Origin of the sequence: Amycolatopsis heterodermiae, from assembly GCF_034929455.1 — a bacterium.
Classification (GTDB): Bacteria; Actinomycetota; Actinomycetes; order Mycobacteriales; family Pseudonocardiaceae; genus Amycolatopsis; species Amycolatopsis heterodermiae.
In genome coordinates this window covers 305,383-324,050 of sequence record NZ_JAYFSI010000013.1, presented here as the reverse complement: position 1 = coordinate 324,050, position 18,668 = coordinate 305,383, and the positions used below count along the sequence as shown (strand labels likewise).

At 70.8% G+C, this 18,668-nt stretch carries 19 protein-coding genes; 10 read left to right on the top strand and 9 right to left on the bottom strand.

Features of this window, described 5'->3' with window-relative positions; translation table 11 throughout:
• Window positions 1–2: 2 nt before the first annotated feature.
• The 4 genes from meaB to VA596_RS40810 all read left to right on the top strand — a co-directional run bounded on the left by meaB (window position 3) and on the right by VA596_RS40810 (window position 3,921).
• Window positions 3–986 (top strand): methylmalonyl Co-A mutase-associated GTPase MeaB, encoded by a 984-nt coding sequence (gene meaB / locus VA596_RS40825; protein WP_323334790.1) that lies wholly within the window; start codon window positions 3–5, stop codon window positions 984–986.
• Window positions 987–1,045: 59 nt separating this feature from the next.
• The gene (locus VA596_RS40820; RefSeq protein ID WP_323334788.1) at window positions 1,046–1,348 is read left to right on the top strand and encodes a hypothetical protein; all 303 of its coding nucleotides are present in this window, start codon (window positions 1,046–1,048) and stop codon (window positions 1,346–1,348) included.
• Between the two features lie 226 nt (window positions 1,349–1,574).
• Window positions 1,575–2,876: an amidohydrolase gene (locus VA596_RS40815; protein WP_323334786.1), complete on the top strand. Its 1,302-nt coding sequence runs from the start codon at window positions 1,575–1,577 to the stop codon at window positions 2,874–2,876.
• Window positions 2,877–3,078: 202 nt separating this feature from the next.
• Entirely contained in the window at window positions 3,079–3,921 is an 843-nt protein-coding gene (locus VA596_RS40810; protein ID WP_323334843.1) for a DUF559 domain-containing protein, read from the top strand.
• Window positions 3,922–3,975: 54 nt separating this feature from the next.
• Here the strand turns inward: VA596_RS40810 and VA596_RS40805 are convergent, their stop codons facing one another.
• A complete protein-coding gene (locus VA596_RS40805; protein ID WP_247060826.1) occupies window positions 3,976–4,428 on the bottom strand; it encodes a gamma-glutamylcyclotransferase in 453 nt (150 codons plus the stop codon).
• Window positions 4,429–4,556: 128 nt separating this feature from the next.
• Here VA596_RS40805 and VA596_RS40800 point away from each other — a divergent pair, with 128 nt between their 5' ends.
• The 5 genes from VA596_RS40800 to VA596_RS40780 all read left to right on the top strand — a co-directional run bounded on the left by VA596_RS40800 (window position 4,557) and on the right by VA596_RS40780 (window position 8,892).
• Window positions 4,557–5,960: an NAD(P)H-quinone dehydrogenase gene (locus VA596_RS40800; protein ID WP_323334783.1), complete on the top strand. Its 1,404-nt coding sequence runs from the start codon at window positions 4,557–4,559 to the stop codon at window positions 5,958–5,960.
• Between the two features lie 72 nt (window positions 5,961–6,032).
• Entirely contained in the window at window positions 6,033–6,488 is a 456-nt protein-coding gene (locus tag VA596_RS40795) for a hypothetical protein (RefSeq protein WP_323334781.1), read from the top strand.
• Between the two features lie 210 nt (window positions 6,489–6,698).
• On the top strand, window positions 6,699–7,253 hold the full coding sequence (locus VA596_RS40790; protein ID WP_323334779.1) for a hypothetical protein: 555 nt from the start codon (window positions 6,699–6,701) through the stop codon (window positions 7,251–7,253).
• A 120-nt stretch (window positions 7,254–7,373) separates the two neighbouring features.
• Complete coding sequence (locus VA596_RS40785) at window positions 7,374–8,021, top strand: class F sortase (RefSeq protein ID WP_323334777.1); 648 nt, start codon at window positions 7,374–7,376, stop codon at window positions 8,019–8,021.
• 79 nt (window positions 8,022–8,100) lie between these two features.
• Window positions 8,101–8,892, top strand: a complete 792-nt coding sequence (locus VA596_RS40780) for a VOC family protein (RefSeq protein ID WP_323334776.1) — start codon at window positions 8,101–8,103, stop codon at window positions 8,890–8,892.
• Between the two features lie 44 nt (window positions 8,893–8,936).
• Here VA596_RS40780 and glpK read toward each other — a convergent pair whose 3' ends face one another.
• The gene (glpK, locus tag VA596_RS40775; protein WP_323334774.1) at window positions 8,937–10,451 is read right to left on the bottom strand and encodes a glycerol kinase GlpK; all 1,515 of its coding nucleotides are present in this window, start codon (window positions 10,449–10,451) and stop codon (window positions 8,937–8,939) included.
• A gap of 31 nt (window positions 10,452–10,482) precedes the next feature.
• Complete coding sequence (locus tag VA596_RS40770; RefSeq protein ID WP_323334773.1) at window positions 10,483–11,232, bottom strand: MIP/aquaporin family protein; 750 nt, start codon at window positions 11,230–11,232, stop codon at window positions 10,483–10,485.
• Between the two features lie 235 nt (window positions 11,233–11,467).
• On the opposite strand from VA596_RS40770, the gene VA596_RS40765 reads away from it, so the two are divergent.
• Entirely contained in the window at window positions 11,468–13,207 is a 1,740-nt protein-coding gene (locus tag VA596_RS40765) for a glycerol-3-phosphate dehydrogenase/oxidase (RefSeq protein WP_323334771.1), read from the top strand.
• Between the two features lie 226 nt (window positions 13,208–13,433).
• Here VA596_RS40765 and VA596_RS40760 read toward each other — a convergent pair whose 3' ends face one another.
• The 6 genes from VA596_RS40760 to VA596_RS40735 all read right to left on the bottom strand — a co-directional run bounded on the left by VA596_RS40760 (window position 13,434) and on the right by VA596_RS40735 (window position 18,658).
• Window positions 13,434–13,964, bottom strand: a complete 531-nt coding sequence (locus tag VA596_RS40760; RefSeq protein ID WP_323334770.1) for a GNAT family N-acetyltransferase — start codon at window positions 13,962–13,964, stop codon at window positions 13,434–13,436.
• Window positions 13,965–14,061: 97 nt separating this feature from the next.
• A complete protein-coding gene (locus VA596_RS40755) occupies window positions 14,062–14,673 on the bottom strand; it encodes a response regulator transcription factor (RefSeq protein WP_323334769.1) in 612 nt (203 codons plus the stop codon).
• Complete coding sequence (locus tag VA596_RS40750) at window positions 14,670–15,848, bottom strand: sensor histidine kinase (RefSeq protein WP_323334767.1); 1,179 nt, start codon at window positions 15,846–15,848, stop codon at window positions 14,670–14,672. The genes VA596_RS40755 and VA596_RS40750 overlap by 4 nt, the downstream gene beginning before the upstream one ends.
• 18 nt (window positions 15,849–15,866) lie before the next feature.
• A complete protein-coding gene (locus VA596_RS40745) occupies window positions 15,867–16,256 on the bottom strand; it encodes a DUF1707 SHOCT-like domain-containing protein (protein ID WP_323334765.1) in 390 nt (129 codons plus the stop codon).
• Between the two features lie 7 nt (window positions 16,257–16,263).
• Entirely contained in the window at window positions 16,264–16,806 is a 543-nt protein-coding gene (locus VA596_RS40740) for a DUF1707 SHOCT-like domain-containing protein (protein ID WP_323334763.1), read from the bottom strand.
• A 58-nt stretch (window positions 16,807–16,864) separates the two neighbouring features.
• Complete coding sequence (locus VA596_RS40735; protein WP_323334761.1) at window positions 16,865–18,658, bottom strand: acetyl/propionyl/methylcrotonyl-CoA carboxylase subunit alpha; 1,794 nt, start codon at window positions 18,656–18,658, stop codon at window positions 16,865–16,867.
• Between the last annotated feature and the right edge of the window lie 10 nt (window positions 18,659–18,668).

The window sequence follows — 18,668 nt, the reverse complement described above, 5'->3', positions numbered from 1 at the left end:
CGTTGCCGCGCAAGATCGACGTCACGGCCTACGCCAAGGGCGTCCTGGCGGGTGACCGCGGCACGCTGTCGAAGGCGATCACGCTGGTCGAATCCCAGCGCGAAGACCACCGGGCGCAGGCGCAGGAGCTGCTCGTCGAGCTGCTGCCGTCGTCGGGCAGCGCGCGGCGGATCGGGATCACCGGCGTCCCCGGTGTCGGCAAGTCGACATTCATCGACCAGCTGGGCACCGACCTGACGGCGGCCGGGCACCGCGTGGCCGTGCTGGCGGTCGACCCGTCGTCGACGCGCACCGGCGGGTCGATCCTCGGCGACAAGACCCGGATGGCGCGCCTGGCCGTCGACGACCGGGCGTTCATCCGCCCGTCGCCGACGTCCGGGACGCTGGGCGGCGTCGCGCGGGCGACCCGCGAGACGATCGTGCTGATGGAGGCGGCCGGCTACGACACCGTGCTGGTCGAGACCGTCGGGGTGGGACAGTCCGAAGTGGCCGTCGCGAACATGGTGGACTGCTTCATGTTCCTGACCCTCGCTCGCACCGGCGACCAGCTCCAGGGCATCAAGAAGGGCGTGCTGGAGCTGGCCGACGTCATCGCCGTCAACAAGGCCGACGGCGACCACGAGCGCGACGCCAAGCGGGCGGCGCGGGAGCTTTCGGGCGCCCTGCGGATGATTTACGGTCCCGACGCGTCGTGGACGCCACCCGTGCTGACCTGCAGCGGACTGCACAACCTGCGGCTCGACGAGGTGTGGGGCGCGATCGAGCAGCACCGCGAAACGCTCACGGCGTCCGGCGAGCTGGCCGCCCGGCGGCGGCAGCAGCAGGTCGACTGGACGTGGTCGATGGTTCGTGAACAACTGCTCAGTCGGCTGGCGGCGCATCCGGACGTGCGAACGGTCGTTCCCGACGTCGAGCGGGCGGTGCGCGACGGTGAACTGACGGCTACCCTCGGTGCACAGCGGATCCTCGACGCGTTCGGTGGCTGACCGAGGGGCGCCGCGCGGGCACAATGCCGGTTGACCGCCGGTCGTGGCGAAGGGATGACATGGCGAAGTTGCGGGGTCTGGTCCTGGTCGGGCTGCTGGGGGCGGTGCTGTTCACCGCGTCGCCGGCGCAGGCCGAGCCGGTGCGGCCGGTGGCCGTCACCGTGACCGTGGCGCACGCCGGTGCGGCGCCCGTGCTCGCGCAGACCCAGGCGCCCGGGCCGGTGCTCGACCCGGCCCAGACCGACAAGGCCAACACCGAAAAGACCAAGAACAAGCTGGTCGCCGGGCTGGTCGCGGTCGTGCTGCTCGGCATCGTGATCTGGGGGCGGCGGATCCGGTCGAAGAAGGCCAAAAAGGCGTAGGGCGGCGTCCAACCGGGCGAACAGCGGTCGGCGTTCGCCTTGGCCGAATTACTGCACACCGTTCAACGCAGATCAGCTACCGGCCGTCTAGGACGCCTCGTTTCGAGGCGCGGCTTGCCGCCTGCATGGTGCACGATCGTCTGCAAATGCGTACGACAGAACGATCGGCACGTTGCGTGACCCCAGCCGCTGCGCGGGTTACCCGTGTTGCGGGAGGAGGTGCGGCGTGACGGTGCTCGACTCACGACCGGACGTTCCAGGCGACCCCCACGGGCGCATCATCACCCCTATCGAGGGGCCGGAGGCGCTCATTTCCGAGGCCGGCGTAACCATGGCTCCCGTGGAGGACCTTGGCGCGGGCCGCGGCCCGTTCTGGCTCGACGACTGGCTCCGGGCCAACGCGACGGACGTGCTTGCCTGGCGCAGGCACATCCACGCGCACCCGGAGCTGTCGCGGCACGAGTTCGCGACGACCGAACTGGTCGTCACGCTGCTGCGCGCCGTCGGCCTCAAGCCGTGGGTGCTGCCCGGCGGCACCGGCGTCGTCTGCGACATCGGCAGTGGCGAGAAGTGCGTGGCGCTGCGCGCGGACATGGACGCGCTGCCGCTCACCGAGGCGACCGGCCTGCCCTACGCGTCGACCGTCGAAGGCGCGGCGCACATGTGCGGCCACGACGCCCACACGGCGATCCTGCTCGGCGCGGCCCGTGCCCTGGCCGGCGCGCCGGAGCTGCCCGGCAAGGTGCGGCTGATCTTCCAGGCCGCCGAGGAGGTCATGCCCGGCGGCGCGCTGGACATGATCGCCGCGGGCGCCCTGGAGGGCGTCGACCGGATCTACGGCCTGCACGTCGACCCGCGGCTCGAGGTCGGCCAGGTCGGCATGCGCGTCGGCGCCCTGACGTCGGCCGCGGACCTGATCGAGCTGCGCCTGACGTCGCCGGGCGGGCACACGTCCCGCCCGCACCTGACCGCCGACCTGGTCCACGCGCTCGGCACGGTGATCACGTCGCTGCCGTCGGTGCTGTCCCGGCGCGTCGACCCCCGCTCCGGCACGGTCCTGGTCTGGGGCGCGGTCCACGCGGGCCAGGCGGCCAACGCCGTCCCCCAGGACGGCGTCCTGCGCGGCACCCTGCGCACGGCGGACCACGAGGTCTGGACGGCCCTGGAGCCGCTGGTCGCCTCCTCGGTGGAGTCCCTGCTGGCCCCCACGGGCGTCGGCTTCCACCTGGACTACCGCCGCGGCGTCCCCCCGGTGGTCTCCGACCCGGACTCCACGGCCCTGATGCGCGCAGGCGTTGAAGCGGCCCTGGGCGAGAACGCGGTGGCCGGCACCGAGCAGTCCTCGGGCGGCGAAGACTTCGGCTGGTACCTGGAGCACGTCCAGGGAGCGTTCGCCCGGCTGGGCGTCTGGCCCGGCGACCCGTCTCCGCAATCGGACATCCACCGCCCGACCTTCATCCTGGACGAGCGAGCCCTGGCCTGCGGAGTCCGCACCCTGGTCCACACCGCCCTAGCCACCCTCGCGTGAGATGCCCCGCCAATCACGCGTGATGCCTCTCCAGTCACGCGTGATGCCTCTTTCCGCACAGAGTTGTCCACAGGTATCCCGAGTTGTCCACAGGTCGTGAGATCGGCCCTTCCCTTCGTTGAGGGAAGGGCCGATTCTCGAGTGTGTGATCAATTGGGGAGGGCGGCATGGAGCTGTCTCGCGGTCCGAGGCTGATCGAATACTGGGCCGCCGGGCGGTGCTCGAAGGGCTGGCGACGGGCGTTCTCGCCCAACCTTGGCGCGGCGTGCTCATTCACGCTGCCGACTCGCTGAATCTGGCGACGCTGGCTCAGGCGGCGTTGCTCCACGTAGGACCGCCGGCGGCGTTGTCCGGCGCTACTTCCCTTGCCCTGCATGGGATATCGGTGATCGACGACCCTGTCGTGCACCTGTCCGTTCCGGCCGTCAAGCGGGCCAGGTCGAAGCCGGGCTTGGTTGTGCACCGCGCCGAATTCCAGCCGTCGGACGTGGTCGAAATCGACGGTCTCCCGGTGTTCTCGATCGATCTCGCCTTGGCCGATTACCTGTGCGACGGCGATGAACGAACGGCGTTCGCGGCCGTGGATCAGGCGATGGCCGGGCTCTCCACGGACCACTGCCAGGCCCTGCGGAAGAACGTGCGCGACCGCGTCATGGACCGCCGAGACCGACGAGGTATCCACAGGGCGCAGATGCTGCTGGCGCTCGCCACGGGGAAGGCCGAATCGCCACCTGAAAGCATCCTGCGGCTGATCGTGGTCGAGGCCGGGTTCCCGGTCCCGGAGGCCCAGTACGAGATCGCGGACATCGACGGGCGCAAGCTCTACGTGCTCGACATCGCGTGGCCTGAGGTGCGGATAGCCCTCGAATACGACGGGTTCGCCGCGCACGAGGAACGACAGCAACTCGACGCCGAGCGGGATCGGCGGATGTCCGGTCGTGGCTGGATCACGATCCGCGCCACCGCCGTCGACCTGCGTGATCCAGACCGGGTACTTGCTGAGCTGCGAGACGCGTTCAAGTTACGTTCGGGGCATCACACGTGATTGCCGGGGCATCACGCGTGACTGGGCGGGCATCACGCGTGATCTAGAGAGGCATCAGCCGGTGATGCCGGAGCAGGGGCGGGTGCGGAGGTCGTCGACGTAGTCGGCGGGGGCTCCGGCCGCCTCGGCCGCGTCCGCCAGGACGCCCAGGTAGCGCGCCGAGGGGAGGCCGCCTTCGTAGGCGTCCAGGACGTAGAGCCAGGCCAGGACCGAGCCGTCCATCGTCTGGACTCTGAGGCGGATCTTGCTGTGCATCCCCAGCTCGCCGCCTTCCCAGCGGTCGAGGCCCGTCTCGTCCAGGGACGTGACGTCGTAGAGCACGACGAAGACGCGGGAGCCGGCGTCCTCGACGATCGTGGCCAGGGCACCTTCCCAGCCGAGGTCCTCGCCACCGAAGGTCAGGCGCCACCCCTCCAGCCAGCCGGAGCCGGCCATCGGAGAGTGCGGCGCGCGCTCCAGCATCTGGGCGGGCTCCATGTTCGATCCGTAAGCGGCATACAACGGCACGCCGACAGCGTAGCGACCCCCCGCTCACCCGAGTGGACGCGCTCGGCGTGTTCGCCCACTTCAGTGTCCGGTCACCTTCGCCGCGTACGGTGAGACCACCGCATTCACGCACTTCGAGGAGGACCCAGGTGACCAGGATCGTGATCATGGGCGGGGGCCCGGCCGGCTACGAAGCCGCGCTGGTCGCAGCCCAGCACGGGGCCGACGTCACGATCGTCGAGCGGGACGGCCTCGGCGGCGCCTGCGTCCTCTACGACTGCGTCCCTTCGAAGACGTTCATCGCGAGCTCGGGCGCGCTGGCGAAGATGCACGACCTCGGCGAGCTCGGCATCAACACCGACATGGCCGACACGAGCATCGACCTGCCGACCGTCCACGGCCGCGTCAAGGGCCTCGCGCTGGCCCAGTCCGCCGACATCCGCGCGCGCGTCCAGCGCGAGGGCGTCCGCGTCGTCATCGGCCAGGCGCGCTTCTGCGACGAAGAGCCCGGCCTCGCGACGCACAAGGTCGCCGTCACCACGCCGGACGGCGAAACCGAGAAGTTCCCGGCCGACGTCGTCCTGATCGCCACCGGCGCCACCCCGCGCGTGCTGCCCGGCGCGGTGCCCGACGGCGAGCGCATCCTCGACTGGCGGCAGCTCTACGAGCTCCAGGAGCTGCCCGAGCACCTCGCCGTGATCGGCTCCGGCGTCACCGGCGCCGAGTTCGCGTCCGCCTACACCGAGATGGGCGTCAAGGTCACCGTCGTCTCCAGCCGCGACCGCGTGCTGCCGCACGAGGACGCCGACGCCGCCGCCGTGCTCGAAGAGGTCTTCTCGCAGCGCGGGACGACCGTGGCGAAGCAGGCGCGCGCCGACCGCGTCGAGCGCACCGAAAAGGGCGTCGAGATCCACCTCGCCGACGGCCGCGTGATCGAAGCCAGCCACGCGCTGATGACGGTCGGGTCCATCCCGAACACCGCCGACCTCGGCCTCGACAAGGTCGGCATCTCGCCCGGCCCCGGCGGGTTCATCACCGTCGACCGCGTTTCGCGCACCTCCGTTCCCGGGATCTACGCCGCCGGCGACTGCACCGGCGTGCTCATGCTCGCCTCGGTGGCGAGCATGCAGGGCCGCATCGCGATGTGGCACGCGCTGGGCGAGGGCGTCGCGCCGATCAAGCTCAAGACCGTCGCCGCGAACGTCTTCACCCACCCGGAGATCGCGACCGTCGGCATCAGCCAGCACGCGATCGACGCCGGCGAGGTGCCCGCGCGCACCATCATGCTGCCCCTGGCCACCAACGCGCGCGCGAAGATGGAGGGCCTCCGCCGAGGCTTCGTCAAGCTGTTCTGCCGCCCCGCCACCGGCGTGGTCGTCGGTGGGGTCGTCGTGGCGCCGCAGGCGAGCGAGCTCATCCTTCCCATCGCGCTCGCCGTCCAGAACCAGCTCACAGTGGACCACCTGGCACTGACATTTTCGGTGTACCCGTCGCTCTCGGGCTCGATCACCGAGGCCGGGCGCCAGCTCATGCGGCACGACGATCTCGACTGATCCGGGACGCAACCCAGCCGCGCCCGTCGCGTCTTGTCGGTTGTGAGGCTGAAGGACGCGAAGGGTGCGAAGGTGCGCAAGACGTTGGTTTTCGTTGCGGCAGCGGTGATCGGGGCGACGGGGCTGGCAGCGCCGGCGTCAGCGCAGAGCACCAGTCCGACCCCCGCGGCCGCGCCGAGCGCCGGCAGTGTCCAGCTGAACGTCAACACCGCGATCAACCAGTCGCTCGTGGACAAGTACGTCCGGGACGCGCCGAACGTCGCGCTGGCGAAGTGCGACGGCGCCTCGCCGGCCTTCTCCTCGCCGGTCCTGACGTTCTCCAACTACACGCCGGGCCCGTTCATGGGCGCGGACGCGAACATCAGCGCCGACGCCGCCCTCAAGCCGGGCACCGCGGCCGGGACGTACCCGCTGAGCGTGACCTGCGGCGGCAAGTCCTACAGCACCCAGTTCTCGGTGCCGGCCGCCCAGGTGACGAAAGTGCCTTCCGGTGCCGCGAAAGCGGGCGACGGCAGCATGGCCGGCTGATTCACCAGCTCGAAAAGACCACCTCGGAGCCACGCTCCCGGGTGGTTTTTTCTTGTGTTCCCAACCTTCCGTTTTCGTGACTTTCGGGCGCAACCAACCGCAGGTGGAGACGTCTTCAGGTGCGTAGGTGAGCGGATGAAGCCGATGCAGGGGGAACTGCGAACGGCATCCGTTCCCATTTTCCGAGCGTAATCCACAGGGGAGAAAAGAATGAAGAACACTGCTGTCGTCGCCGGTGTCGCCGCGGCATTCCTGGTGCTCGCGCCCACCGCCGCGCTCGCGGCGGACACGCCGTCGGCGCCGGCCACGGCCACCACCAAGCCGGAGTATCCGGACGGCCCGATGACCCGCGTCAAGAAGCAGCTGACCGTGTCGCCTAGCAAGGCCCGGCCGGGCGCGCGGGTGAACTTCGACTTCGGCTGCTCGACCTGGCCGAACGAGACGGTGAGCATCCGCTCGGCCGCGGTCGTCCCCGACAAGCCCGGCTTCGCGTCCGGCACCGTCGCGAACGTCAAGCCCGGTAAGTACTCCGTCACCCTGCACTGCGGCATCGAGACCTCGACGACGTCCTTCGAGGTGCTCCCGGCCGCCGGGAACCCGGCGCCGAAGCAGGTCGCCAAGGTGCCCGCGGGCGCCCCGCAGACCGGTGGCACGGACGCACCGGACGGTGGTTCCGACGCACCGCTGGCGGCCGCGGCCGCCATGGGCGTGCTCGCGGTCGGAGGCAGCGGCCTCGTGCTGGCCCGGCGGGCCCGGCGCCGCTGATCTCCCGGGCCACTCCGGAACGGGGGTTCCGGAGTGGCCCTCCCGCGGCGGTACCGTCGGGACCCAACCGAACGGGCCACCCGGACGTGTGAACTTCAGGAGCCAGGCACGGGGGAGACCATGACCACGAGGATCACGAACAGACGGGGCTACCTGATCGCGCTCGTCGTCGCGCTGCTAGCCGCGCTGGCGGTGCTGGCGCTGACGCTCGGCGGCGGGCCCGGGCCGTCCGACGCCCAGCCGCCGCCGGCTCGGCCGGTCGCGGTGAGCCCGGCACCCGCGAGCGAGGCCCAGGACGCCGTCGCGGCGCTGCCCAAGTCGGAGCCCGTCTCGATCGACATCCCGAAGATCGGCGCGCACTCGTCGCTGGTCCCGCTCGGGCTCAACCCGGACAACACCGTCCAGGTGCCGCCGGTGACGACGCCGCTGCAGGCGGGCTGGTACACCTACGCGCCGACGCCCGGCGAGGTCGGCCCGGCCGTCGTGCTCGGGCACGTCGACGGCAACCACCAGAAGGGGATTTTCTTCCGCCTCAAGGAGTTGGCCGCCGGTGACCGGGTCACGGTCGCCCGCAAGGACGGCTCCACGGCACTCTTCGAGGTGACGAAAGTGCACCAGGTGCCCAAAAAGGACTTCGAAGCCGAAGGCGTCTACGACGACACGGCGGATCCCGAGCTGCGGCTGATCACCTGCGGCGGCGTCTTCGACCGGAGCGCGCACAACTACGTCGACAACATCGTCGTCTACGCACACCTGGTCCAGGGCTGATTTTCCGTTTTTGTCGGACCCCGGTGCTTCACTGTGTCGGCCGTCACCGAGGCGGCGCCGACGAGGGTAGGGAGCCGACATGTTGTTCCGCGACGAGCCGTGGCCCGACGGGACACCCAGCTGGGTGGACCTGATGGTGCCGGACCAGGCGAAGGCGATCGCCTTCTACAGCGGCCTGCTGGGCTGGGACGTGCGGGCGGGCGGTGAGGAGACCGGCTTCTACGGCATGGCGACGCTGGGCGGGCGTCCCGTCGCCGGGATCGGGCAGACGCCGCCGGACCAGGAGATGCCGGCGGTCTGGACGACGTACCTCTCGGTGTCCGATGTGGACAAGACGGCGGCGGCGATCACCGAAGCTGGCGGGCAGCTCGTGGTACCGGTGATGGAGGTCGCGAAGGAGGGCCGGATGGCCGTCGCGGTCGATCCGGGCGGCGCGGCGTTCGGCCTCTGGGAGCCCGGTGAGCACCAGGGCACGCAGGTCATGGCGGGGCCGGGCGCGCTGGCCTGGAACGAGTGCGTGAGTCAGGACTACCCGGCGGCCGAAGTGTTCTACGAGCGGGTGTTCGGCTACGCCTTCGAAGACGAGAGCAGCGGCGGCTCGACGTACAAGGCACTGCTGGCGAGCGGGCGGCCCGTCGGGGGGATCGGCGTGTCGGCGGCGGACGTGCCGTCGCACTGGCGGGTGTACTTCTGGGTGACGGATGCGGACGCGAGCGCGGCGAAGGCGGTCGAACTCGGCGGCCGGGTCCTGGGCGAGCCGGTCGACTCGCCGGAAGGCAGGCACGTGCTGCTCGCCGACGACCAGGGCGTGCCGTTCTTCGTCATCGCGCCGACGGAGAAGTCCGGCAAACCGCGGGGCTGGGACGACTGACGGGGCGGGCCGAGAGCGCCGTCGGCGCCCCCGGCCCTGACCGGTCAGTCCTCGTCGTCGACCCAGTCGAAGGTCTTGGTGACGGCCTTCTTCCAGTTGCGGTACTCGGATTCGCGGCGGGCGTCGTCCATCGACGGGTCCCACTGCTTGTCCTGGGCCCAGTTGGTGCGGATGTCGTCTTCGGACTTCCAGAACCCGACCGCCAGCCCGGCGGCGTACGCGGCGCCCAGCGCGGTGGTCTCGTTGACCACCGGGCGGATCACCGGCACGCCGAGGATGTCGGCCTGGAACTGCATGAGCAGCTCGTTGACGACCATGCCGCCGTCCACCTTGAGCGACTTCAGCGGGACACCGGAGTCGGCGTTCATCGCGTCGATCACCTCGCGCGACTGGAAGGCGGTCGCCTCCAGCACCGCGCGGGCCAGGTGTCCCTTGTTGACGAACCGGGTGAGCCCGACGATCGCGCCGCGAGCGTCGGACCGCCAGTAAGGAGCGAACAGACCCGAGAACGCCGGGACGAAGTACGCGCCGCCGTTGTCCTCGACGCTGCGCGCGTGCTCTTCGATCTCGGCCGCGGTCGCGATCATGCCGAGGTTGTCGCGCAGCCACTGAACCAGCGAACCGGTGACGGCGATGGAGCCTTCCAGCGCGTAGATCGTGTCGTTCGAGCCGATCTTGTAGCAGACCGTGGTGAGCAGCCCGTTCTGCGACATCACCTTTTCGGTACCGGTGTTGAGCAGCATGAAGTTGCCGGTGCCGTAGGTGTTCTTGGCCTCGCCGGGTGAGAGGCAGGCCTGGCCGAACGTCGCGGCCTGCTGGTCGCCCAGGATGCCCGCGATCGGCACGCCGGCCAGCGCGCCCTTCTCGCGGACCTTGCCGTACTCCTCGGAGGAGGAGCGGATCTCCGGCAGCATGGACAGCGGGATCGTCATTTCGGCGGCGATCTCGGGGTCCCACTGCAGCGTGTCGAGGTCCATCAGCATGGTGCGGGAGGCGTTGGTCGGGTCGGTGACGTGCACGCCGCCGTCGGGCCCGCCGGTCATGTTCCACAGCACCCAGGTGTCCATGTTGCCGAAGACCAGGTCACCGGCTTCGGCCTTCTCGCGCGCGCCTTCGACGTTGTCGAGGATCCACTTGACCTTCGGCCCGGAGAAGTACGTCGCGAGCGGGAGGCCGACCTTGTCGCGGTAGCGCTCCTGGCCGCCGCCGAGGTTGCCGAGCTCGGTGACGATCCGGTCGGTGCGGGTGTCCTGCCAGACGATCGCGTTGTACACCGGCTTGCCGGTCGTCTTGTCCCAGACCAGCGCGGTTTCGCGCTGGTTGGTGATGCCGACGGCGACGATGTCCTTGGTGTGCAGGTCGGCCTTGGCGATGGCGCCCGCGGCGACCGCGCGGGTGTTCTCCCAGATCTCCTCGGCGTTGTGCTCGACCCAGCCCGCCTTCGGGAAGATCTGCTCGTGTTCCTTCTGGTCGACGGCGACGACCCGGCCCTCGTGGTTGAAGATCATGCACCGGGTCGAGGTCGTGCCCTGGTCGATCGCTGCTACGTACGAAGTCATGTGTGCTCCAGGAAGTTCTCGGGCGGGGCGATCAGGTCAGGTTGTGCACGAGGAGGTAGAGGAGCGCTGCGAGGGCGCCACCGGCGAGCGGGCCGACGACCGGGATCCAGGAGTAGCCCCAGTTGGCGTTCGCCTTGTTGCGGATCGGCATCAGGAACGCGTACGCGATCCGCGGGCCGAGGTCACGCGCCGGGTTGATGGCGTAGCCCGTCGGGCCACCGAGGGAGGTACCGATCACCAGGACGACGAACGAGACGCCCGCGTAGCCCAGCGCGGAGTTGCCGAAGTTCGGGGTGCCGCCGTCGGTCGCCGCGAACGTGGGGCTGAGCAGGATCCAGGCCACCAGGACGAAGGTGCCGATGACCTCGGTGACGAGGTTCCACGCCCGGTTCGGGATCTGTGGCGCGGTGGAGAAGATGCCGAGGGTGTTCTCGGGCTCGGGGTGGTCGTCGAACTGGAGCTTGTAGGTCGCCCAGCACAGCAGGGCGCCGATGATGGCGCCGGCCATCTGCCCGATGAAGTAGAAGGGCACATCGGCCCACTTGGTCTTGTCGGCGATGGCGAGCCCGAGGGTCACCGCCGGGTTGAGGTGCGCGCCACTGGGCGCGGCGATGCTGGCGCCGGTGAAGACGGCAAAGGCCCAGCCGAAGTTGATGAACAGGATTCCGCCGTTGTTGCCGTTGGTCTTGCGCAGCACGTGGTTGGCCACCACGCCGTTGCCGAGCAGGATCAGCGCCGCTGTTCCCAGTAGTTCCCAGACGATTATTGCCCCAGCACTCACCGCTGCACCTCCACACTGGACACTCTGCGCAGGGTCGATCACGGCGTGCCACGGCACCGTTGCCGACCCACGTCCGGGCGACGTTACCCGGGCGTAGAAGCCCGGTCCAAGGACCGGAGAGCGCAATCTTTTCAAGATCGCGGAGGGTTACGCCACATGTGTCATCCGCGAACGGGCGGAGGATCACCGGGTCGTGCGATGCTGGAACCCTCGCCAGCTCGAGGAGGACTGTCACGTGGCAAGCGCACAGCACGCAGCGGAGACGAACCCGGCTCGGCTGGGCCCGCGCAAGCGGGAGGAGACCTGGCAGCGGCTGGGCAAGGAGACCTTCGACGTCGTCGTGATCGGCGGCGGCGTGGTCGGGGCCGGCACGGCGCTGGACGCCGCCACCCGCGGGCTGCGGGTCGCGCTCGTCGAGGCGCGGGATCTGGCGTCCGGGACGTCGAGCCGTTCGAGCAAGCTCTTCCACGGCGGCCTGCGCTACCTGGAGCAGCTCGAGTTCGGGCTGGTGCGGGAAGCGCTTCGCGAGCGCGAGCTGATGCTGACGACGATTGCCCCCCATCTGGTGAAGCCGGTCAGCTTTCTCTACCCGCTGACGCACCGGGTGTGGGAGCGGCCGTACACCGCGGCGGGCCTGCTGATGTACGACACGATGGGCGGCGCCAAGAGCGTCCCGGGGCAGAAGCACCTGACCCGCGCGGGCGCGCTGCGGATGGTGCCGGCGCTCAAGCGGTCCGCGTTGATCGGCGGGATCCGCTACTACGACGCCCAGTCCGACGACGCCCGCCACACCATGACGGTGGCCCGGACTGCGGCGCACTACGGCGCGATCGTGCGGACGTCCACCCAGGTCGTCGGCTTCCTGCGGGAGGCCGACCGGGTGTCCGGCGTGCGCGTGCGCGACGTCGAAGACGGGCGCGAGACGGAGATCTCGGCGGCCGTCGTGATCAACTGCACCGGCGTCTGGACCGACGAACTGCAGCGCCTGTCCGGTGGCCGCGGGCGGTTCCGGGTGCGGGCGAGCAAGGGTGTGCACATCGTCGTCCCGCGCGACCGGATCGTGTCGGAGTCGGGGATGATCCTGCGCACCGAGAAGTCGGTGCTGTTCGTCATTCCGTGGCGCAATCACTGGATCGTGGGCACCACGGACACGGACTGGAACCTCGACCTCGCGCACCCGGCGGCGACCAAGCACGACATCGACTACCTGCTGGAGCACGTCAACAGCGTGCTGGCGACCCCGTTGACGCACGACGACATCGAAGGTGTGTACGCCGGGCTTCGCCCGTTGCTGGCGGGCGAGAGCGAAGAGACGTCGAAGCTTTCGCGTGAGCACGCGGTGGCGCGGGTGGCGCCGGGCCTGGTCGCGATCGCGGGCGGCAAGTACACGACGTACCGGGTGATGGCGGCGGACGCCGTCGACGCGGCGGCAGTCGATCTGCCGGGCCGCTCTCAGCCGTCGATCACGGACAAGGTTCCCCTGATCGGGGCGGACGGTTACCACGCGCTGGTCAACCAGGCCGACCACCTGGCCGCGGAGCACGGCCTGCACCCCTACCGGGTGAGGCACCTGCTGGACCGCTACGGCTCGCTGGTGCACGAGGTGCTCGGGCTCGCCGAGGGACGCCCGGAGCTGCTCAAGCCGGTCGAGCACGCGCCGGACTACCTGGGCGTCGAGGTGGTGTACGCGGCCGCGCACGAGGGTGCGCTGCACCTGGAGGACGTCCTGGCCCGCCGCACCCGCATCTCGATCGAGTACGCCCACCGCGGCGTCGACTGCGCGGAGCAGGTCGCGGACCTGGTGGGCGAGGTCCTCGGCTGGTCCCCCGAAACGGTGAAACGCGAGGTGGAGGTCTACCGAGCGCGAGTCGAAGCCGAACGCGAGTCCCAGTCCCAGCCAAGCGACGAAGCGGCGGACGCCCTGCGGATCGCAGCCCCGGAGGCCCGCTCGGGAATCGTGGCGCCGGTCAGCTGACAGCGGGGTTGTCCACAGGCCCCCGGACTTGTGGACAACCGACGCTGACCAGGGGTTTCAGGAGCGTTCCCGTCCGGGGTCACCGATAGACTGGCCTCGGGGCCGCCCCCCCAGGGAAGGGCGGGGGAGTTTCGGCCCGGGCTGGGAGCTGGGAACTCGAAACGCGCGTTTTGGGGCTGCCGCTGCGGTGTGGTCTACCGGCGACGGACCGGTATCAGGCCTCTGGTCAGGACGTGCGGTGCCAGCGGATCAGGCGCTCGCCTGTTGGGGCTCGGTCGTCCTCCGGGCCGATCAACGTGAAGCCGCAGCGTTCCGCCACGATGGCTGATGCCGCGTTGCTCTCCTCGTAGCGGTAGCTGACCTCCGTCAGCCCCAGGCCGCCGAAACCGAAGCGCAGGGCCGCGTTCAGCGACGTTGTTGCTATTCCCTTGCCTCGCTCGGCCGGGTGGACCCAGACCGTCGCCTCCGCGTACGCCTTGTCCAGGTCCAGCTCGCGGAGGCCCACTTCGCCCAGCAGCCGGCCCGATGTCGGCTCGGCGATCGCCCAGGAGCAGCGCTCGTCGCCTGCCCACTGGGCCGCGCGCAGGGTTACGTACTCCGTTGCCTCGTCGAGGGTGCGCAGGCGGTAGTTCAGCACGTACTTGCGGTGCGTCGGGTCGGCGAACGCCTCCATCAGCGCCGGGCGGTCGTCGATGTGCCGGTCGGCGCGCAGCTGGCGCAGGTAGTAGGTGCCCGCGTTGATCTCCACCGGTTCCACTCCACCCAGCCTAGCCAGGCCGGCCGCACGCCGCGCCCGGTCCGGTGGTCAAGGCAGGATCCGTGCCCGGTCGCACCGCCGAAACGGGTGAAACGCCTCAGAGCAGGCCGCGGCGGTAGGCCTCGCCGACCGCCGCCGCGCGGTCGTTCACCCCGAGCTTCGTGTACGCGCTCACGAGGTGGGTCTTCACGCTCGCCTCGCTGATGAACAGCTTCCCGGCCGCCGCGCGGTTCGTCGCCCCGGCCGCCACCAGGCGCAGGACCTCCAGCTCGCGGCGGGTCAGCGGGCCGGCCTGGCGAAAACCGCCCAGCACCCGGCCCGCGACGCTCGGCGCCAGCACGGCCTCGCCGCGCGCCGCCGCGCGGACGGCGGCCAGCAGGTCCGCGACCGGGGCGTCCTTCAGCAGGTAGCCCGTCGCGCCCGCCTCGATCGCCGGGAGGACGTCCGTCTCCGCGTCGTAGGTCGTCAGCACCAGGACGCGGACCGCGGGATGGGAGACGGCCAGCCTGCGGATCGCGCCGACGCCGTCCAGCTCCGGCATGCGCAGGTCCATCAGCACGACGTCGGGGTGGTGCCGGGCCACCAGCGCCAGCGCCTCCAGCCCGGACGCCGCCTCGCCGACGACCTCGATGTCCGGCTCGCCCGTGAACGCGCCGCGCAGCCCGTCGCGCACGATCGGGTGGTCGTCGGTGACCAGTACCCGGATCACAGCGCCGGGACCTGGGCGTTGACCGCCGTGCCGCCGCCCGGCGCGCTCTCGACCGACAGCGTCCCCGCTACCCGCTGGACGCGGTGGCGCATCGCCTCCAGCCCGAAGCCGGTGCCGTCGCCGCGGTCGCCGGGACTGAACCCGACGCCGTCGTCGACGACGTCCAGCAGCACCACCTCGTCCGAATAGGACAGTGTCAGCCCGATCCTCGACGCCTTCGCGTGCTTCTCCGCGTTGGCCAGTGCTTCCTGCGCGACGCGGTAGAGCGTGACCTCCACCTCGGGCAGCAGCGGCCGGACTTCGCCGGTGGTTTCGGTGTGCACGCTCACCCCGGACGTCTGCGTGATCCGCCCGGCCAGCTCGGAAAGCGCTTCCGGCAGCCGGGAGCCGGCCAGCGGTTCGGGCCGCAGCGCCTGCACCGCGCGGCGCGCTTCGCTCAGGCTGTCCCGGGCCAGGTCGCGCACCTGCGCCAGCCGCCGGTCGCGGTCCGGGCCGTCCTCGCGGTCGGCGGCCTGCAGCTGCGTGACGATCCCGGTCAGGCCCTGGGCCAGCGTGTCGTGGATTTCGCGCGCCATCCGCTGCCGCTCGTCGAGCACGCCGGCCTCGCGCGCCTGGGTCAGCAGCTGCGCGTGCAGCCCCGCGTTCTCCTCCAGCGCGGCTTCCAGCCGGGCGTTCGCCTTGCGCCGCTTCTCGCTTTCCGCGCCGACGAACCAGGCCGCGTACAGCAGCGGCCCGGCCAGGGACGCGACCAGCACCCACGTCGGCGCCGGGGTGCCGGACGAGCCCTTGGCCAGGATCGGCAGCACCGCCGTCGCGGCCACCGCGAAGAACCCCCAGCGGGCCGGGAACAGCACGAACGCGAGCGGGTAGCCGACCGACGCGAACCCGGTGTACAGCTCGTTGCGCGTGATCAGCACGACCGCGGCCACCAGGACACCGGCGAAGTAGCCGGCCGTCAGCCACGGGTGCGCCTTCCGGCGCGGGAACAGCGGGATCAGCAACGTCAGCCACGCCGCCGTGACCAGGACGACGATCAGGGTGCCGCGCCAGTCCGAGTCGCGGCCCGCCGCCCAGAACGAGCACGCGGCGAGCGCGGCCAGCCCGACGAAGGTGAAGATCGGCCCCGCCAGCCGCTCGCCCCGGGCGTCCAGCGCGCCCGGATACACGCCCATCATCGGGCGATTGTCGCAGGCTCAGCGCCGACGGCGGAGCCCCGCGAGCATCGCGATCACCAGCGGCAGCGCAACGGAGATGATGAGCAGCCGCCCGCGGCTGAGCACGAGCACCGCGATCGCGACGACGATGGCGATCGGCACCGCGCTCGCGTTCAGGAAGCGCTGCATCTGGCTTTCCCCGGTCACCACCGGCACCCCGGGCACGGCCGCGCCGTTGACCAGCGCGCTCGGCCGGGGCGAGGGCAGGTCGTCGAACAGCGGCACGAGGTCGCTGACCCGCTTGGCCGCAGTGACCTTCGCGGACCGGGTGCCGTACTCGTCGATGTCGAGACGTCCGCTGCGGACGTGCTCCTCGAGGACGTCGAGGGCGTCCTGACGCTCGGCGTCGCTCAGGCGTAGGTCGCTCACGGCGGCGTCAGCGGCCCAGTTCGCGCCGGCGGTCGCGGTAGGAGTCGCGCAGCTCACGACGGCGCTCCCGGTCGCGCAGGTGCCGATCGCGGCGGTCGTAGTGGTCGTGGTGGCCGCCGCCGTGGCCCCACATGCCCCTGGCGAACACGCTCGCCCCGATCGGGACGAGGATGAACACCCCGCTCACCACCCCGGTGGCGATCAGGGCGATCGCCGCGATCCAGAGCACCGGGAGGATCGCGGCGATGAACCGCTGCGGGCCCGTCCAGCCGTCCGGCGTCGCGGGACGCTGCTGCGCGGGCTGCTTCTCCGCCGCCGTCGCGGCGACGGCCGCCTGGGGCGTGTCGTCGTAGCTGGGGTGGGGCGAGGGCAGATCACCGAAGATCTCGCCGAGCTCGCCGCGAGTCTTGGCCGCCGTGATGCGGGCCGAGCGCTCGCCGTATTCGTCGATGTCGATCCGCCCCGCGGTCATGTGCTCACCGAGCGCGGTCAACGCGGACTCACGGGTCTGGTCGCTGATCCGCAGCTGCGGAGACGGGACTTCGGTCACCTTGCCGATGGTAGGCCGCCTCGGGGGCGGCCCACCACGACATCTGTAACGAACTGTCCTACTTGATCTCGAGAAGCTGCGTGCCCTGCGTCACGGCGGCGCCCACCTCGACCGAAAGGCCGGTGACGGTGCCCGCTTTGTGCGCGGTGACCGGGTTCTCCATCTTCATCGCTTCGAGCACGACGATCAGCTCGCCGGCCTCGACGCTCTGGCCCTCTTCGACGGCCACCTTGACGATGGTGCCCTGCATCGGCGCGGTGACGGCGTCACCGCTGACCGCCGCCTTGCCGCCGCCGGCGCGCTTGCGCGGCTTGGCCTTGACGGCGGTGCCGCCCCCGCCGCCGCCTTCGAGCGCGAACCCGCCGGGCAGCGACACCTCGAGGCGGCGCCCGCCGACCTCGACGACGACGTTCTGCCGGGGCTGCTCTTCGGCGGTCTCGAGGTCCGGCGCGACGAACGGCTCGATCTGGTTGTCGAACTCGGTCTCGATCCAGCGCGTGTGCACGCTGAAGCCGTTTTCGTCGCCGATGAACGCCGGGTCGTCGACGATCACGCGGTCGAACGGCAGGACCGTGGCCATGCCCTCGACGACCATCTCGGCCAGCGCGCGACGGCTGCGTTCGAGGGCGTTGTTCCGGTCCGAGCCGGTGACGATCAGCTTCGCCAGCATCGAGTCGAACTGGCCGCCGATGACGCTGCCGTCCTCGACGCCGGAGTCGACGCGGACGCCGGGGCCGCTCGGCGCGACGAACTTCGTCACCGTGCCCGGCGCGGGCAGGAAGCCGCGACCGGCGTCCTCGCCGTTGATGCGGAACTCGATCGAGTGACCGCGGGGTTCGGGGTCCTCGGTGATCCGCAGCTTCTCGCCGCGCGCGATGCGGAACATCTCGCGGACGAGGTCGAGGCCGGTGGTCTCCTCGGAGACCGGGTGCTCGACCTGCAGGCGGGTGTTGACCTCGAGGAACGAGATCGTGCCGTCGGTGGCGACGAGGTACTCGACCGTGCCGGCGCCGTAGTAGCCGGCTTCTTTGCAGATCGCCTTCGCCGACTCGTGGATCCGGGCGCGCTGGTCGTCGGACAGGAACGGCGCGGGCGCCTCCTCGACGAGCTTCTGGTGCCGCCGCTGCAGCGAGCAGTCGCGGGTGCCGACGACGATCGCGGTGCCGTGCTGGTCGGCCAGCACCTGCGCCTCGACGTGCCGCGGCTTGTCCAGGTAGCGCTCGACGAAGCACTCGCCGCGGCCGAACGCCGCGACGGCCTCGCGCGTGGCCGACTCGAACAGCTCCGGGATCTCTTCGCGGGTGCGCGCGACCTTCAGCCCACGGCCACCGCCGCCGAACGCGGCCTTGATGGCCACCGGCAGGCCGTGCTCGTCGGCGAACGCGACGATCTCGCTCGCGTCCTTGACCGGCTCCTTGGTGCCCGGCACCAGCGGCGCGCCCGCGCGCGTCGCGATGTGCCGCGCGGTGACCTTGTCACCGAGGTCGCGGATGGCCTGCGGGCTCGGCCCGATCCAGGTCAGCCCGGCGTCGATGACGGCCTGGGCGAACTCGGCGTTCTCCGAGAGGAAGCCGTAACCCGGGTGCACGGAGTCGGCGCCGGCGCGCTTCGCCGCGTCGAGCAGCTTGTCGGAGTCGAGGTAGCTCTCGGCCGCCGTGGTGCCGCCCAGCGCGAAGGCCTCGTCGGCCAGGCGCACGTGCGGTGCGTCGCGATCCGGGTCGGCGTACACCGCCACGCTGGCCAGGCCAGCGTCCTTGGCGGCTCTGATCACGCGTACCGCGATCTCGCCCCGGTTGGCGACCAGGATCTTGGTCACCGGACCACCGGTGGATTCGCCGACCTGCTCGGCCACCCCGCACCTC

What these genes read in the sequence shown, in the direction of transcription:
- glpK (WP_323334774.1), bottom strand. Translation starts at nt 10,451, where the DNA reads ATGACTTCGTACGTAGCAGCGATCGACCAGGGCACGACCTCGACCCGG.
- VA596_RS40780 (WP_323334776.1), top strand. Translation starts at nt 8,101, where the DNA reads ATGTTGTTCCGCGACGAGCCGTGGCCCGACGGGACACCCAGCTGGGTG.
- VA596_RS40785 (WP_323334777.1), top strand. Translation starts at nt 7,374, where the DNA reads ATGACCACGAGGATCACGAACAGACGGGGCTACCTGATCGCGCTCGTC.
- VA596_RS40750 (WP_323334767.1), bottom strand. Translation starts at nt 15,848, where the DNA reads ATGATGGGCGTGTATCCGGGCGCGCTGGACGCCCGGGGCGAGCGGCTG.
- VA596_RS40820 (WP_323334788.1), top strand. Translation starts at nt 1,046, where the DNA reads ATGGCGAAGTTGCGGGGTCTGGTCCTGGTCGGGCTGCTGGGGGCGGTG.
- VA596_RS40790 (WP_323334779.1), top strand. Translation starts at nt 6,699, where the DNA reads ATGAAGAACACTGCTGTCGTCGCCGGTGTCGCCGCGGCATTCCTGGTG.